This is a genomic window from Streptomyces sp. SAI-135, assembly GCF_029893805.1.
Classification (GTDB): Bacteria; Actinomycetota; Actinomycetes; order Streptomycetales; family Streptomycetaceae; genus Streptomyces.
The window spans coordinates 3,071,491-3,086,661 of the sequence record NZ_JARXYP010000002.1; the positions used below are offsets into that span (position 1 = coordinate 3,071,491).

The window sequence follows — 15,171 nt, forward strand, 5'->3', positions numbered from 1 at the left end:
CTTCCCTCGGTCCGAGCCGCACCTCGTTGCCGGAGCGTCACCGCACCACCAGACCGAGCCCGTCCCGACATCAAGGATGATGATCATGCGTACTCGTCGAGCCGCACTCACCGCCATAGCCGGCGCCGCCTCCCTCGCCCTCACCCTCAGCGCCTGCGGCCAGAACAGCGAGGGCGGCAGCGAGGAGAAGGGCGGCAGCACCAAGGGCGCGACCATCGGCATCGCGATGCCGACGAAGTCCTCCGAGCGGTGGATCACCGACGGTGCCAACGTCGAGAAGGACCTCAAGGCCAAGGGCTACAAGACCAAGCTGGTCTTCGGCGAGGACGACCCCGACCAGCAGGTCTCCCAGATCGAGAACCTGATCACCCAGGGCGTCAAGGCACTCGTCATCGCCGCCATCGACAACAAGTCCCTGAACAACGTCCTCCAGCAGGCCGCCGACGCCGACATCCCGGTCATCTCCTACGACCGCCTGATCCTCGGCACGAAGAACGTCGACTACTACGCGTCCTTCGACAACGAGAAGGTCGGCAAGCTCCAGGCCCAGTACATCGTCGACAAGCTCGGTCTCGAGAGCGGCAAGGGCCCCTTCAACATCGAGCTGTTCGCCGGCTCCAACGACGACAACAACACCAAGTACTTCTTCAACGGCGCGATGAGCGTGCTCCAGCCGTACATCGACAGCAAGAAGCTCGTCGTCAAGTCCGGCCAGACCAAGCTCACCCAGGTCACCACGCTGCGCTGGGACGGCGCCACCGCCCAGAAGCGCATGGAGGACATCCTCACCTCCACGTACGGCAGCGCCAAGGTCGACGCGGTCCTGTCGCCGTACGACGGCATCTCCATCGGCATCATCGCCGCGCTGAAGTCGGACGGTTACGGCTCGGGCAGCAAGAAGCTCCCGGTGGTCACCGGCCAGGACGCCGAGCTGGCCTCGGTGAAGTCGATCATCGCCGGCCAGCAGTCGATGACGATCTACAAGGACCTGCGCAAGCTGGCCCAGGTCGCCACCGACATGGTGGACGCCTCCCTCAACGGCAAGAAGCCCGAGATCAACGACACCAAGTCCTACGACAACGGCACCAAGGTCGTCCCGGCCTACCTGCTCCAGCCGGTGAGCGTCGACAAGAGCAACTACGTCAAGGAGCTCGTGGACGACGGCTACTACACGGCGGACCAGCTCAAGTAAGCGTCGAACCTTACGGATTGGAAGGCACGACCATGGCGGGACCCGTCCTGGAAATGCGCTCGATCGTCAAGACCTTTCCCGGCGTCAAGGCGCTGTCGGACGTCACACTGACCGTCCGCCAGGGCGAGGTCCACGCCATCTGCGGTGAGAACGGCGCCGGCAAGTCCACCTTGATGAAGGTGCTCTCCGGCGTCCATCCGCACGGCACCTACGAGGGAGACATCCTCTTCGAGGGCGAACTCTGCTCCTTCAAGGACATCCGGGCGAGCGAGCAGCACGGCATTGTCATCATCCACCAGGAGCTGGCACTCGTGCCGTTCCTGTCGATCGCCGAGAACATCTTCCTCGGCAACGAGCACGCCGCGGGCGGGTTCATCAACTGGAACGAGACGCTGAAGCACGCCACCGAACTGCTGCGCCGGGTGGGCCTGACCGATCACCCGGAGACCCGGATCGCCGACATCGGCGTGGGCAAGCAGCAGCTCGTGGAGATCGCCAAGGCGCTCTCCAAGAAGGTGAAGCTCCTCATCCTGGACGAGCCGACCGCGGCTCTGAACGACGAGGACAGCGGCAAACTCCTGGACCTCATCCTGGAGTTGAAGAAGCAGGGCATCACCTCGATCATCATCTCCCACAAGCTCAACGAGATCCGCCGGGTCGCCGACTCGGTCACGATCATCCGCGACGGGAGGTCCATCGAGACCCTCGACGTGAAGGCCCCGGAGACCACCGAGGACCGGATCATCACGGGCATGGTCGGCCGCGACCTCGACCACCGCTTCCCCGAGCGCACGCCTTACGAGGGCGAGGTGGACGCGGCCCCGGCACTGGAGATCCGCGACTGGACCGTCCACCACCCGATCGACCAGACGCGCAAGGTGGTCGACAACGTGTCGATCAACGTGCGGCGCGGGGAGATCGTCGGCATCGCGGGCCTGATGGGCGCGGGGCGCACCGAACTCGCGATGAGCGTGTTCGGGCGCACCTACGGCCGGCACGCGGGCGGTCACGTCTTCAAGGACGGCAAGGAGATCCGTACCAAGACCGTCGCCGAGGCGGTCAAGCACGGCATCGCCTACGTCACCGAGGACCGCAAGCACTACGGCCTCAACCTCATCGACACCATCAACCGCAACATCTCGCTGACGGCCCTGAACAAGGTGGCCAAGCGCGGTGTGGTCGACGAGCACGAGGAGCGGCAGGTCGCCGAGCGGTTCCGCAAGTCCATGAACATCAAGGCGCCGACCGTCTTCGAACCGGTGGGCAAGCTCTCCGGCGGCAACCAGCAGAAGGTCGTCCTCAGCAAGTGGATCTTCGCGGGTCCCGAGGTGCTGATCCTGGACGAGCCCACGCGCGGCATCGACGTGGGCGCCAAGTACGAGATCTACACGGTCATCGACCAGCTGGCCGCCGAGGGCAAGGCGGTCATCTTCATCTCCTCCGAGCTGCCGGAGCTGCTCGGCATGTGCGACCGCATCTACACCATGGCCGCCGGACGCCTCACGGGTGAGGTTCCGCGGGCCGAGGCCACGCAGGAAGTGCTGATGCGCCAGATGACGAAGGACAAAGAGGTAACGCGATGAGCACCGATGTGACGAAGGTCCCGGCCGCGGCGCCGCCGGGCAAGGACGGGGGGTCGTCCTCCGGCGGGGGCCTGCTCCAGCTGATGCTGAACGGGCTGCGCCGCAACATGCGGCAGTACGGCATGCTGATCGCGCTCGGTCTGATCGTCGCGCTGTTCGCCGTGTGGACCGACGGAGACCTGCTGCTGCCGCGCAACGTCTCCAACCTGGTGCTCCAGAACAGCTACATCCTGATCCTCGCCATCGGCATGATGCTGGTGATCATCGCGGGGCACATCGACCTGTCGGTCGGTTCACTGACCGCGTTCGTGGGCGCCTTCGCGGCCGTCCTGACCGTGCAGCACGACGTGCCGTGGCCCATCGCCCTGGTGCTGTGCCTGGTGGTGGGTGCCGTCGCGGGCTCGATCCAGGGCTATCTGATCGCGTATCTCGGCATACCGTCGTTCATCGTCACGCTGGCCGGCATGCTGCTCTTCCGCGGTCTGACGGAGATCTTCTTGGAGGGCCAGACCCTCGGCCCCTTCCCGGACGGGCTCCAGAAGCTCGGCAACGGCTTCCTGCCGGAGGTCGGCCCGGAGACCAACTACCACAACATCACACTGCTGCTGGGCTTCGTCCTGCTGGCCTTCGTGATCCTCCAGGAACTTCGTGAGCGGCGGCGCTCGCAGGAGTTCTCCCTGGAAGTGGCGCCGCGCAACCTGTTCCTGCTCAAGCTGGTCGCCATCAGCGCGGCGATCATCGCCCTGACGATGATGCTCGCCAGCTACAAGGGCGCGCCGATCATCCTGCTCGTCCTCGGTGTGCTCGTGGTCGGCTACGGCTACGTCATGCGCAACGCGGTCTTCGGCCGGCACATCTACGCGATCGGCGGCAACCTGCCGGCCGCGAAGCTGTCCGGCGTCAAGGACAAGAAGGTCACCTTCCTTGTCTTCCTGAACATGGGCGTGCTCGCGGCCCTGGCGGGTCTGGTGGTCGCAGCCCGTCTGAACGCGGCCTCCCCGAAGGCGGGTCTGAACTTCGAACTCGAGGCGATCGCCTCGTCGTTCATCGGTGGCGCGTCCATGAGCGGCGGTGTGGGAACCGTCCTCGGCGCGATCATCGGTGGTCTCGTCCTCGGTGTGCTGAACAACGGCATGAACCTCCTCAGTGTCGGCACCGACTGGCAACAGGTCATCAAGGGCCTCGCCCTGCTGGCCGCGGTCGGGTTCGACGTGTGGAACAAGCGCAAGTCCGGTTCGTAAGTCGTCTCGGGCCCCGTCGGAGCAACCGGCGGGGCCCGCTTCCTTCACAGGAGCCGCTAGATGGAACTGAACAGACGAACGGTCATCGCCGGTGCCGCGGCCGCGGGAATCGCCGCGACGACGCTCGGGGGCACCGCTGAGGCGTCGAGCAGCAGGAAGCCGACCAAGAAGCTCTTCGGCACCCTCGCCGACGGCACGAAGGTCCACATCTGGTCGCTGGCCAACGGCGGCACGCGGATGAAGGTCCTGTCCTGGGGCGGCGTCGTGCAGTCCCTGGAGATCCCCGACCGCAAGGGCCACTACGCCAACGTCTCGGCGGGCTTCGACAACCTCGAGGACTACGTCGCCAAGACCCCGTACTTCGGCGCGCTGATCGGGCGGTACGGCAACCGCATCGCCAAGGGGCAGTTCACCCTGGACGGCAAGAGCTACCAGCTCTCCGTGAACGACGGCGACAACAGCCTGCACGGCGGCACCCAGGGCTTCGACAAGCGGGTGTGGGACGTCGAGCCGTTCACCAAGGGCTCGGACGTCGGCCTGCACCTGTACTACACCTCGGTCGACGGCGAGATGGGCTACCCGGGCACCCTCAAGGTGAAGGTGACGTACACCCTCACCCGGCACGGCGACTGGCGGATCGACTACGAGGCCACCACCGACAAGGCCACCGTGGTCAACCTCACCAGCCACGTGTACTGGAACCTGGGCGGCGAGGGCACCGGCACGATCGAGGACCACGAGCTGCGCATCGCCGCCTCCCGCTACACGCCCACCGACTCGGGCCTCATCCCGACCGGTGAGCTGGCGAAGGTCGCGGGCACCCCCTTCGACTTCCGCAAGGGCAAGCTGATCGGCCGGGACATCCGCGTCGGGCACCCGCAGCTGGTCACCGCCAAGGGCTTCGACCACAACTGGGTGCTCGACAAGGGCATCACGGCCAAGCCCGAGCACGTGGCGACCCTGCGCGACCGGGCGTCCGGCCGCAGCCTGCGGATCTCCACCGTCGAGCCGGGTCTGCAGTTCTACTCGGGCAACTTCCTCGACGGCACCCTGGTCGGCCCCTCCGGTCACACCTACCGCCAGGGCGACGCCCTGTGCCTGGAGACGCAGCACTTCCCGGACTCGCCGAACCACCCGTCGTTCCCCTCGACGGTGCTGCGCCCGGGACAGACGTACCGGACGACGACGATCCACTCGTTCGGCGCCTGACCTTTGGAGATGCGGAGATCGGGGTAGGGGTTCCCGAACTCACACTTCTTTCACACCCGTTGAACAGCGCCACGCAGGCATCCGTATGTATGGGCGGCCCGTGCTCCCCCGCGCGGGCCACCCAATGACGACGGACCCGGTCGTCCCCGCCGGGTCCGCCCCATACGGAGGTTCGATGGCCGACAACGTCACCTCGTTGTTCCGCAGCACGACTGCGCACAGCCCGTCCATGGCGGCGCTGGCGCGCGAAGGCGGCGACGGGACCGGCCCGGTGGACTTCTGTATCCCCTGCAATCCCTACTTCCCCACCCCGGCGATGATGGACACCATGGCCGCGCGGCTGAAGGACATCATCACCTACTACCCCAGCAGCGCCGACACGATCACCGCCGAGCTGTGCAACCTGCTCCAACTCCCGCCGCAGGCCGTGGCGATGGGCAACGGCTCGACCGAGCTGATCACCTGGATCGACCACCTGCTGGTCCGCGAGTCCCTCGCCGTCCCGGTCCCCACCTTCGGCCGCTGGACCGACCAGCCGATGGAGACCGGCAAGCGGGTCGACATGTTCCCGCTCCAGGAGTCCAGCGGATTCGCCCTGGACCTCGCGCAGTACGCCGAGTTCATACGCACCCGGGGGACACGGGTCGCGGTCATCTGCAACCCGAACAACCCCGACGGCGGCTTCCTCCACAAGCACGCGCTGGTGCAGTTCATGGATGCCATGGCCGACCTGGACCTCATCGTCATCGACGAGTCGTTCCTGGAGTTCGCCGACGCCGAGCAGGAGCCGAGCGTCGTCCAGGAGGCGATGGTCCGGCCGAACGTCATCGTGCTGCGCAGCCTCGGCAAGAACTTCGGCCTGCACGGCATCCGCTTCGGCTACATGGTCGCCAACCCCTCGCTGGCCGGCCGGGTCCGCTCCATGCTGCCGAAGTGGAACCTCAACGCCTTCGCCGAGTACGTGGTGTTCATGCTCAAGGAGCACGGCGCCGAGTACGCGCAGAGCCTCCACCAGGTCCGCCGGGACCGCCTCGACATGGCGAGCCAGCTCGCCGCGCTGCCCGGCCTGACCGTCTACCCCTCGCAGGGGAACTTCCTCTTCGTGCGCCTGCCCGTGGGCGCCGAGGGCACCGTGGTCCGGGACCGGATGCTCACCGAGCACCGCATCCTCGTCCGCGAGTGCGGCAACAAGATCGGCTCTTCCAGCCGCTTCCTGCGGCTCGTGGTGCGCCCCCAGGTGGACGTGCGTCGCCTGGTGTCCGGCCTGGAACAGGTGCTCTACGGGACCAGGAGGGGAGCCGCCGTGCCCGAGCTCGCTCAAGGGACCAGCTACAGCTCGGGTACGGCGGCAGTGGACCGGCTGGTCGGTCAGACCAACGGGGCGGGCCTTCAGGACCTCGCCGCGATGGCCGTCGGCGGTGGCGGGGCGGGCGGGGGCGTCGGCATGCCGATGCCGGTCGCCCAGCCGGTGGCGGTGGCCGCGGCGCCTCCCATGGGGGCGGCCGCTTCCCTGGGGACGGCCGGGTCCATGGGGGCGGGGATGCCCATGCCGGCCCCGATGCAGACGCCGCCCCCGATGCCCGCCCCGGCCCCGATGCCCGCTCCGGCCCCTCCGGCTCCGGCGCCCTTCGCGCCGCCCGGCGGGCCGACCCCGCCGGGGGTGCCGGCCCGAGGGGGGCTCACCGCCGCGCAGGTGCGGGGGATGACCGCACCGGCGCCGGGGGCTCCGCAGGAGCTGTCCCAGGCGCCGGCCACCGGGTGGCCCAACGCGCAGAGCTGGCCCAACGCGGCCGGTATGGGGCAGGCCGGCTGACGGGCGCCGGCGGGACCGGGTGAGGAGGAGCGCGGCCGGCGCGATCAGTAGGCGACGGGCCATCCGCTGCTCCAGCTCAGCAGGTTGATGCCGAGCTTGGGCGTGCCGTTGTCGTTGCCGTCGTAGTAGTGGTAGACGATCAGGTCGCCGTCGGAGTCGTTCATGATCGACTGGCCGCCGGGGCCGATGTACCGGCCGTGCGACTCCAGCACCGGGGTGCCGCCGTTGTTCATCATCGACACGCCGTTCCTGTCGACGTACGGCCCGGTGACACTCGTGGCACGGCCGACCTTGACCTTGTAGGTCGAACTGGTGCCGGCGCAGCAGGTGTCGTAGGACGCGAAGAGGTAGTAGTAGCCGTTGCGCTTCACGATGTACGGCGCCTCGACGGCCTTGGTCCCGGTCGGGCGGGAGGCGATCGAGTAGCGGGTGGTGTTGGTGGAGAGCTGCTTGCCGGTGGACGGGTTGATCTGGATCATCTTCAGGCCGGTCCACCAACTGCCGAAGGACAGCCACCACTTTCCGTCGCCGTCGACGAACAGGTTCGGGTCGATGGCGTTGTAGTCGCTGGAGGTGGTGGAGGTGTACACGGTGCCCTGGTCGCTCCAGGAGCCGGGCAGGCCGGTGCCCGACGTGGCGAGGCCGATGGCGGACTTGTTGGACCCGAAGGTCGAGACGGCGTAGTACATCAGGTACTTGCCGCCCTGGTAGGAGATGTCCGGCGCCCATGCCTCGGTGGCGTACGAGGACCACCAGCCCGGTTTGGTGGAGAAGGCGTCGCCGCCGGCCGTGAACGCGATCCGGTCGGTGGAGGTGCGGTGGCCGAGGCCGCCACCCGTGCCGTACAGCAGGTAACGGCCCACAGACGTACGGATCATCGTCGGGTCGTGGATGGTGGTGGCACCGGTGACGGTCCCGGGGTTGGGGTACGCGGAGGCCGTGCCCGGGATCAGGGCCAGCAGGAAGGCCACGGGGACGGCCAGGAGTGAGGTGCGGCGCACGGTGACGCTCCTTCGCAGGATGCGAGTGGGGGATGTTCGATATGCCGATCACCGATCAGAGCTTCGGACGGGACCGTAGAATCGAACCCCTTGCGCGTCAATGGTCCGCGCACGCCTCACGGGGCTGAGCGCGTCGCGGGTCTCAGCCGACCTGTTCGAAGACCATCGACCACCAGCTGTCCGGCTGGGCGAAGGCGTACGGGTCGCGGGCCTTGAGGTACTCGACGAGCTTGTCGGTGTACGGGGCGCGGTCCTGGGGGGCGGCCTGTTCCAGGTGCTTGGTGCGCAGGGCGAAGCGGTACAGGAACTCGACGAGGTCGGCGAGGGTGCGGTTCACGATCTCGGCGCGCGGCTCCGCGTCGAAGGACATGAGGATGACGTAGCCGCGGTCCATGTCGAGGCAGTACCGCATCGCCGGGTCGTCGGTGGGGCCGCCCAGGACGAGGATGTGGGTCTCCTCGCCGCCCGCGGCCACCGGCACCACGGTGAAGGGGTCCGGTCCCTCGTCGGCGGTGTCGAGGGTGAACAGCACGTCGACGAAGACGGGGACACCGACCTCGCACAGCACCTCGGCGTCGGCCCCGGACAGTCCGCGCTCCTCGGCGACGGCCCGGTCCAGCGTGACCACGCGGTCCGCGCCGAACAGCTCCGTCATCTCGTCATGGGTGGCCATGCGTCCTCTGCTTCCCCTCGTGCTCCGTGTGACTCAGTCCGTGAGACCGGCCCGCCGCAGCAGCTTCAGCCAGTCGTCGTACTCCAACAGCTCGTCGTCGATCTCCGCAAGCCGCGCGTACTCCGCGGTGGCCAGCCGGTCCAGGAAGAACGCCTCCACACCGGGCGCGAGCTGCTCGAAGCGTTCCGCGTCGACCCAGTCGGGGCCGGCTGCCGGGGCGCCGAGCACGCCGCCTCCCGCGCGGTCGAGGAAGAGCGGCGCCTCGTTGACCATCCCGACGCAGAACAGCTTCTCCGGGGACAGCGGCAGCGGGGAGTCGGCCACCGGACCGCAGTAGAACTGGTGCTCCTCGGCCTCCGCCAGGCCGAACAGCTGGACGTTCGGTCCGCAGCTCGCGCCGTCCAGGACCCGGCAGAAGTCCAGGAACTCCCGCGGCACCCCGTCGGCCTCCGCGGCGGCCGCGGTCTCCTCGTCGATCGTCCCGCCGAGCGTGAAGCTCAGCACGTCCGGGCTCTGCGCCAGTGCCGTCCGCAGGGCGTCCACCGTGTCGGTCAGACGGGACGGTCCCGGGCTCGCGCTAGTCATCTGGCCACCACTTGATGTCGATGTTGATCGGATTGCCGTCCGGAAGATCCCTGATCTGCGGACGTATCTGCTGCGTACCGATGTCGAAGTTGGTCGTCCGGTCCAGCATCCGCAGGTTACGCCACGCGTCCGGACCACCGGTCTGGAGCTCGTTGACGTGGTCGGGCTGCATCGCGCGGGCCGCCACGGCGGCCTCCTCGGCGAACTCGGGGTCGTCCTTGTGGTTCCTGCGGATCAGCGCCTCCAGCGCGCCCTTGTACTGCTTGGTGATCTCCTTGTCCCGGTAGTCCTCCGTCTTGCCCTTGAACTTGAAGAGCTTGCCCTCCTCGCCGAGCCGCTGGAGGGCCCGCGCCTTGCGTTCGAAGGCCGGCTTGGGCATCCCGGGCTTCCACTCCAGGGTGACGGTGTGCGGGTCCTTCGTCGTGTCCGGCCGGTCCTTGCCGATCCCGCCGCCGTCGCGGACCGTGTCCTGGTCGCGGGAGCGCTTGACGATGCTCTGGAGCATCGTCTCGATGTTCTTGTCGTTGCGCGCGTGGTTGTCCCCCATGGCGCGCACACCCTTGGACACGTCCTGAAGGTGCTTGTGGAGCTGGTCCTCGGCCTCCTCGATGGCCCGGAGGATCTTCTCGGCCCCGGTCTCGACGGCCGCCGCGAGGGCGCCCTTGCCCCGGGTGCGGTCCAGCCCGGCGCGGCTGCGGGCGCAGATGGGGGCGGGCGCCGGACTCGTGCTCGTCGGCCTGGGAGGTGATGCGGTCGGCGAGCCGGTCGTGGAGGTCCTTGTCGCTGCGCACGGTGTCGCTCACGCGGCGCCTCCCTTGCCGAAGGTGCCCGTGGTGCCGGTGGCCGCGTCCAGCCCCTCGGAGAAGCCCTCGCTGCCCGCGTGCAGGGTCTTGCCGGGGCTGTAACCGTCCTGGAGGCCCACGGCGTTGGCGCCGAGCTGGAGGACGAGGTCGGTGGCCATGTTGCCGAGCGCGGAGTACACCGGGCCCATCGCGACGGACATGAGCTCCTCCACCAGGAGCTGCTCGGCCTCCTTCAGCAGCCGCCGCACGATGAGCCGGGTGGCCTGGGTGGCACCGAGCGCGCCGACCTCGGAGAGCCCGAGCGTGAAGGGGGCGGCGGCCTGGGCGGCGATGATCTCGGCCGCGAGGATGCCGAGTTGGACGATGGCGGCGACCTTGGCCCCGGCCACGGCGATCGCGGCGCCGTCCAGGGCCGTCGCCCCGAGGTCGGCGGCTTCCCCGAGCCGTTCCAGGTGTACGTCGCTGACCTTGCCCCAGTGCTGCTGGAAGGCCGCGGTGGCGATGCCCTCGTTGCCCTCCAGGAACTCCCGGACGACGCTCGCCGTGGCGGCCTTGCCCTCCCGCATCTGCGCGGCGAAGGAACGCAGGCCGTCGGCCATGTCCCGGTAGTCGTCCTCGTCGACGTTCGGCCACTCGACCCCGATGAGGTCCAGCACCCACGCCGCCTCGTCGGGCAGCACGACCCCCATGCTCGTTCCCCCTTGTCTTGGCAGGACCGTTTCAGGTCACGCGTACGACGGCCGAACCTTACTACGGGGGACGGGAATTGCTGGAGGGTCGGGAGGGGCTGAGGTGGGCGCGGCGGGCCGGGTCAGGGCCTGCGGTGGGGGTGGGGTGCGGTGGGGTGGGGTGACGTCCGGTGGCTGGATTCGGGCGCAGGGGTGGCGTGTTGGGGCGAAGGGGGCTGTGGTCGAGGTGGAGGGCCGTGCCGCGGGCGCGCAGGATTCAGCCGCGGCCAAGGGGAGCAAACAGGCCGAGAGCGAGGGGCCGCACGGGAAGGGAGCGGCGTCCGGGCGAGGCCAAGCGCCCTGGCACCGGGCGCAGTTCTGGAACCGGCTCAGGTTCGGCAGCAGTCCATGGCCCCGGCACGGACGGCAGCGTCGAAGTGGACAGACGGACGCGGCACTCGGCACCGCTCTGTACTCCCGTTACGCGAACAAGGTCGCACCGGACGCGAGTTCAGCGGTGGCCGAACGGGCCTGCCGGGCGGGAACCGCCCAGGCCACCCGCACCGGACTGTCCCCAAGGTCCCGACGGCGGCCGAGGGGCCGGACGGGACGGCGCGTCGGACGGTGCCCCGGCCGTCTCCTCCCCCTCGCCCTCGCCCTCGCCCTCGTCGACGGCGTCGCGCGCCGCCTGCCACGCGCCGAAGCGTTCACCCGCCTCGCGGGCCTCCGCCTCCGTACGCCGTTCCCCCGCGCGGCGGATCCTGTCGGCGCCGGAGAACAGCGCGGCGGTGTACTCCGGGTCGGTGAAGGCCTGTTCGGCGGTGAGGTCGCCGCGCAGCACCCCGCTCGCCATCTCGCGCAGTTTCGGATCGGGCCCGGTGCTCAGGGTGCGCAGCGCGCGGAGCAGGCTACGGGCCCGCTCCTCGTCTTTCGCGACACCCAGCAACTCCCCCTGATCCACCTCACGTCCGTCCGGCACCCTGACCTCCCCCTCCCGTACGTCAGTCGCCCCAGTATCCAACAGCAGCAGACGCCACGGCAGTCGGCGGACCCGTCTCCTCAGGAGGCGATCGCGTCCCGCAGCGCCTTCGCGGTGACCGCCGGGTCGTAGCCGTCCGGAACGCCCTCGACCAGGATGATGTCGCCCTCGATGTGCCGCGAGCGCAACGGTGCGATCTCCTGGTACGCGGCGGAGTCCCACCAGGCCCGCCCCTCCGCGATCCCGGGAAACCCGATCACCACGACATGCCCGGGCCAGCTGCCCTCCTTCACCTCGTGCTGCGTGCCGTGCACGAGGAAGCGGCCGCCGTACGGCTCGAAGGTGGCGGAGATCCGCTCGATGTACTCGGCGATCTCCGGGTGCGGCGCGGCTTCCCGCAGGTGGGCGATGGCGTAGGCGGTCATGGTGTCCTCCGGTCGGCTCGGCTCGGCTCGCTCCGTACGCGGACGAGCTTGGCACGCGCTCCCGACCGGGGTCGATTACCCGAGGAGTAAGCGTCAGGGCGGCAGCCGAGTCCGGGTGCGTTCGGCCCGTGCACCGCTCCGCCACGCGGGCGGTACGACACGCACACGCGGCTTCCGACGCACGGCCGGATCCCGGCACTGCACGGGCCGGCCCCGCGGCCGCCCCGGACCCCTGAGGTCCGGCAGCCACCGCGGGGCCCGCATCCCCGGTCAGCCCGAGGCGGCCGCCGGGCCGAAGTCCGCCTCCAGCCGCTCCTTCCACCCCGAGTCCGCCAGCCCCGCCCCCACCAGCACGTCCCGCCAGTCCTCCTTGGCCAGCTGGACGGCGTCGAGGAGCCGGTCCACCCGGCCCTGGCCGCACAGCAGTGTCGCGGCGGCGATCCGTTCCTTGTCCTCCTGGTCGCCCCGGTCGGTCAGGTGGTTGACCAGCTCGGTGAGGAGATCGCCCACCACCTCGCCCTCCCGGCCGGGGAAGTCCTCCGCGATGCGCCGTTCGACCCGCACGGTAAGCCCCATTTACCCTCCTTGTCGGCATACGCCCCGATACGGTAGCGCGCCCACCCCGTCCGACACCGCAACCTGTCTCGCAGAAAACTTGACGACCCCTCACTTTGCCGAACCCACAGCCCGCCGACAGCAACCACTTCTACGGTGCCGTGTCCATGACAGACACCCCCATGCACGAGACCCCCATGCACGAGACCCCCGCGAACCCCGCGGACGAGCACCCCACGGAAGCGACCCCGACGACCGGCGCCCCCGCGAGGAACAGCCTCGCCCGCCGCACCGTCCTGGTCGCCACGGGTGCCACCGCCGCCACCCTGGCCGTGGGCACCGCGACCTCCAGGACCCACCCCTCCCCCACGACCGGCACGACCGACACGACCGACACGGCCCCCGTAGCCGCGGCAGCGGTCTGCACGCTCACCAGGGAGATGACCGAGGGCCCCTACTACCTCGACGGCCAGTACGTCCGCTCCGACATCACCGAGGGCAAGACCGGCTTCCCGCTCAGACTCGCCCTCACCGTCGTCGACGACGACACCTGCGCCACGATCAGCAACGCCCTCGTGGAGATCTGGCACTGCGACGCGCTCGGCGAGTACTCCGGCTACGTCGGCAACAACGGCCACAACGAGCCCGACAGCGGCACCTTCCTGCGCGGCGGCGTGCTCACCGACTCCCGTGGCGTCGCCGACATCACCACGGTCTACCCGGGCTGGTACCGGGGCCGCTGCGTGCACATCCACGTGAAGGTGCACGTGAACGTCACCCTCACCGCCGACGGCTCCTTCACCGGCGGCACCGAACTCCACACCGGCCAGCTCTTCTTCGACGAGGCGGTCACCGCCAAGGTCGGCGCGCTCCCGCCGTACTCGGCCAACACGGTCACCCGCACCACCCTCGCCCAGGACGGGATCTACGACGACGGCGGCGCCGCGTCCGGCCTCCTGACCCTGACCGCCCTGGGCAGCAGCCCGTCCGCCGGATACACCGGCACCCTCACCCTCGGCGTCGAACGCTGACACAGCGGACAGAAGTCGCCCGCCGCCGGGGAGGCGGCGGGCGACCCGTTCTCTCAGGACCTCACTTGCCCGGGCACTCCTTCCAGGCCATGTGGTAGATCGTGCTGATGTCGCCGTCGGTCGAGTCCATCGTCATGAAGCTGACCTTGGACGGCGAGGAGGTGCCCGCGTTCACGCGGACCTCCGTGTTGATGTTGAAGTTGCGCTGCACCCCGCAGGGTGCCCAGACCAGCTGGGCCCAGTCGGTGGTGTCGGTCGCCTGCCAGTTGTCGTTGAGGGCGCCGGGGAAGGTGTGGGTCTTGAAGGCCGTCTGCGAGGAGCCCTGGAAGTAGTACGAGGCCCGCTGGACGCCGCTCGCCCCGGCCTGGAGCGAGGCGAAGCCCCGGTAGTCCGCGCTGGCGATGGCGTACGTGAAGCCCTGCGGGACGTGGACGATCAGGTTGAGCTGGCAGTTCTTGCGGAACGCCGTGGGGTCGGAGTTGCCGCCGACCTGGGCCAGGTAGTCGCTGTAGGTCACCGTGAACGCGGTGTTGTCCTCGGAGACCGCGACGGCCGCCGTGCCCGCGGGACAGCCGGAGCCGTTCACCGTGGCGACGTTGATGACGATCTTGTCCGGGGGCGGGTCGACGAATCCGCCGGAGGGGTTGTGCGCGGGCACCGCCGCGGTCACGAGAGCGGCGACGGCGCCGCCCAGGAGCAGTCCACTTGCCATGGGGGGTCTCTCCTCTGCGCTGACATGTTGAAGCGTGGAGAACCTGTGTGTTTTTTGTGAAGCACCGCGGCGCTCGAATCGTAGGGAGCCCCCTGAGGCGCCGCCAGGGCGAACTCCAGCCATTCCGGCAATGGCTCAACTCGCGTGTCTACAGGCGTAGTTGACCGGATCAGGGGTTTTCCCACGCGGCCGGCTCAGCCGCGAGCCGCCGCACCGGCTCGGGGAGCGCGTCGCCCGCGATGTCGGCGATGGAGACACCCTCCAGGATCTTGCGGACGTTGGCCCGCAGGGCGATCCACAGCGGGAGCAGGGGCTGTGCGGAACCCGTGTACTCCAGACCGGTGGGCCGCTCGCCGCGCACCGACACGATCGGCCCGTCGACCGCGCGGATGACGTCGGCGACCGTGATGGCCGAAGCCTCCCGCGCGAGCCGGTAGCCGCCACCCCCGCCACGCCTGCTGTCGACGATGCCGCCACGCCGCAGGTCGCCGAGGATCCCCTCCAGGAACTTGTGCGGAATGCCCTGGACCGCCGCGATGGCCTCGGCCTTCACCGGCTCCGTGTCCTGCCGCACGGCAAGCTCCAGCACCGCCCGTACCGCGTAGTCCGCCCGTGCAGAGATCCTCATACGACAATTGTGCGGCGTACGGGCGGAGACAATGGCCACGCCACAATAGGCACACCACCCACACCCACGGACG

Annotated in this window: 16 protein-coding genes; 6 read left to right on the forward strand and 10 right to left on the reverse strand. The window is 69.1% G+C overall.

Annotated features, from left to right (window positions below):
* Window positions 1–85: 85 nt before the first annotated feature.
* From chvE to M2163_RS18370, 5 genes are all read left to right on the forward strand, one after another.
* Complete coding sequence (gene chvE, locus M2163_RS18350; protein ID WP_280851712.1) at window positions 86–1,192, forward strand: multiple monosaccharide ABC transporter substrate-binding protein; 1,107 nt, start codon at window positions 86–88, stop codon at window positions 1,190–1,192.
* 32 nt (window positions 1,193–1,224) lie between these two features.
* A complete protein-coding gene (mmsA, locus tag M2163_RS18355) occupies window positions 1,225–2,775 on the forward strand; it encodes a multiple monosaccharide ABC transporter ATP-binding protein (protein ID WP_280851711.1) in 1,551 nt (516 codons plus the stop codon).
* On the forward strand, window positions 2,772–4,016 hold the full coding sequence (gene mmsB, locus M2163_RS18360; RefSeq protein WP_280851710.1) for a multiple monosaccharide ABC transporter permease: 1,245 nt from the start codon (window positions 2,772–2,774) through the stop codon (window positions 4,014–4,016). The genes mmsA and mmsB overlap by 4 nt, the downstream gene beginning before the upstream one ends.
* A 60-nt stretch (window positions 4,017–4,076) precedes the next feature.
* Window positions 4,077–5,225: an aldose epimerase family protein gene (locus tag M2163_RS18365; RefSeq protein ID WP_280851709.1), complete on the forward strand. Its 1,149-nt coding sequence runs from the start codon at window positions 4,077–4,079 to the stop codon at window positions 5,223–5,225.
* A 175-nt stretch (window positions 5,226–5,400) separates the two neighbouring features.
* The gene (locus M2163_RS18370) at window positions 5,401–7,038 is read left to right on the forward strand and encodes a histidinol-phosphate transaminase (RefSeq protein WP_280851708.1); all 1,638 of its coding nucleotides are present in this window, start codon (window positions 5,401–5,403) and stop codon (window positions 7,036–7,038) included.
* 44 nt (window positions 7,039–7,082) lie between these two features.
* Here M2163_RS18370 and M2163_RS18375 read toward each other — a convergent pair whose 3' ends face one another.
* The 8 genes from M2163_RS18375 to M2163_RS18410 all read right to left on the reverse strand — a co-directional run bounded on the left by M2163_RS18375 (window position 7,083) and on the right by M2163_RS18410 (window position 12,748).
* The gene (locus M2163_RS18375) at window positions 7,083–8,039 is read right to left on the reverse strand and encodes an arabinan endo-1,5-alpha-L-arabinosidase (RefSeq protein WP_280851707.1); all 957 of its coding nucleotides are present in this window, start codon (window positions 8,037–8,039) and stop codon (window positions 7,083–7,085) included.
* A 142-nt stretch (window positions 8,040–8,181) separates the two neighbouring features.
* Window positions 8,182–8,712, reverse strand: a complete 531-nt coding sequence (locus tag M2163_RS18380) for an SUKH-4 family immunity protein (protein WP_280851706.1) — start codon at window positions 8,710–8,712, stop codon at window positions 8,182–8,184.
* A 33-nt stretch (window positions 8,713–8,745) separates the two neighbouring features.
* The gene (locus M2163_RS18385; protein WP_280851705.1) at window positions 8,746–9,297 is read right to left on the reverse strand and encodes a hypothetical protein; all 552 of its coding nucleotides are present in this window, start codon (window positions 9,295–9,297) and stop codon (window positions 8,746–8,748) included.
* Entirely contained in the window at window positions 9,290–9,865 is a 576-nt protein-coding gene (locus M2163_RS18390; protein ID WP_280894488.1) for a hypothetical protein, read from the reverse strand. The genes M2163_RS18385 and M2163_RS18390 overlap by 8 nt, the downstream gene beginning before the upstream one ends.
* Before the next feature lie 231 nt (window positions 9,866–10,096).
* Window positions 10,097–10,789, reverse strand: coding sequence for a hypothetical protein (locus M2163_RS18395; RefSeq protein WP_280851703.1), 693 nt, complete (start codon window positions 10,787–10,789; stop codon window positions 10,097–10,099).
* A gap of 490 nt (window positions 10,790–11,279) precedes the next feature.
* A complete protein-coding gene (locus M2163_RS18400) occupies window positions 11,280–11,747 on the reverse strand; it encodes a hypothetical protein (RefSeq protein ID WP_280894489.1) in 468 nt (155 codons plus the stop codon).
* A gap of 80 nt (window positions 11,748–11,827) precedes the next feature.
* Window positions 11,828–12,172, reverse strand: coding sequence for a DUF1330 domain-containing protein (locus M2163_RS18405; RefSeq protein ID WP_280851701.1), 345 nt, complete (start codon window positions 12,170–12,172; stop codon window positions 11,828–11,830).
* A gap of 270 nt (window positions 12,173–12,442) precedes the next feature.
* Window positions 12,443–12,748 carry a hypothetical protein gene (locus M2163_RS18410; protein WP_280851700.1) on the reverse strand — a complete coding sequence of 102 codons (306 nt, stop codon included), beginning with the start codon at window positions 12,746–12,748 and terminating at the stop codon, window positions 12,443–12,445.
* A gap of 140 nt (window positions 12,749–12,888) precedes the next feature.
* Here M2163_RS18410 and M2163_RS18415 point away from each other — a divergent pair, with 140 nt between their 5' ends.
* Window positions 12,889–13,758: an intradiol ring-cleavage dioxygenase gene (locus M2163_RS18415; protein WP_280851699.1), complete on the forward strand. Its 870-nt coding sequence runs from the start codon at window positions 12,889–12,891 to the stop codon at window positions 13,756–13,758.
* Window positions 13,759–13,819: 61 nt separating this feature from the next.
* Here M2163_RS18415 and M2163_RS18420 read toward each other — a convergent pair whose 3' ends face one another.
* Together M2163_RS18420 and M2163_RS18425 are read right to left on the reverse strand one after the other, a co-directional pair.
* Window positions 13,820–14,470, reverse strand: coding sequence for a DUF4360 domain-containing protein (locus M2163_RS18420; protein WP_280851698.1), 651 nt, complete (start codon window positions 14,468–14,470; stop codon window positions 13,820–13,822).
* 169 nt (window positions 14,471–14,639) lie between these two features.
* Window positions 14,640–15,098, reverse strand: coding sequence for an Rrf2 family transcriptional regulator (locus tag M2163_RS18425; protein ID WP_280851697.1), 459 nt, complete (start codon window positions 15,096–15,098; stop codon window positions 14,640–14,642).
* Window positions 15,099–15,171: the final 73 nt, after the last annotated feature.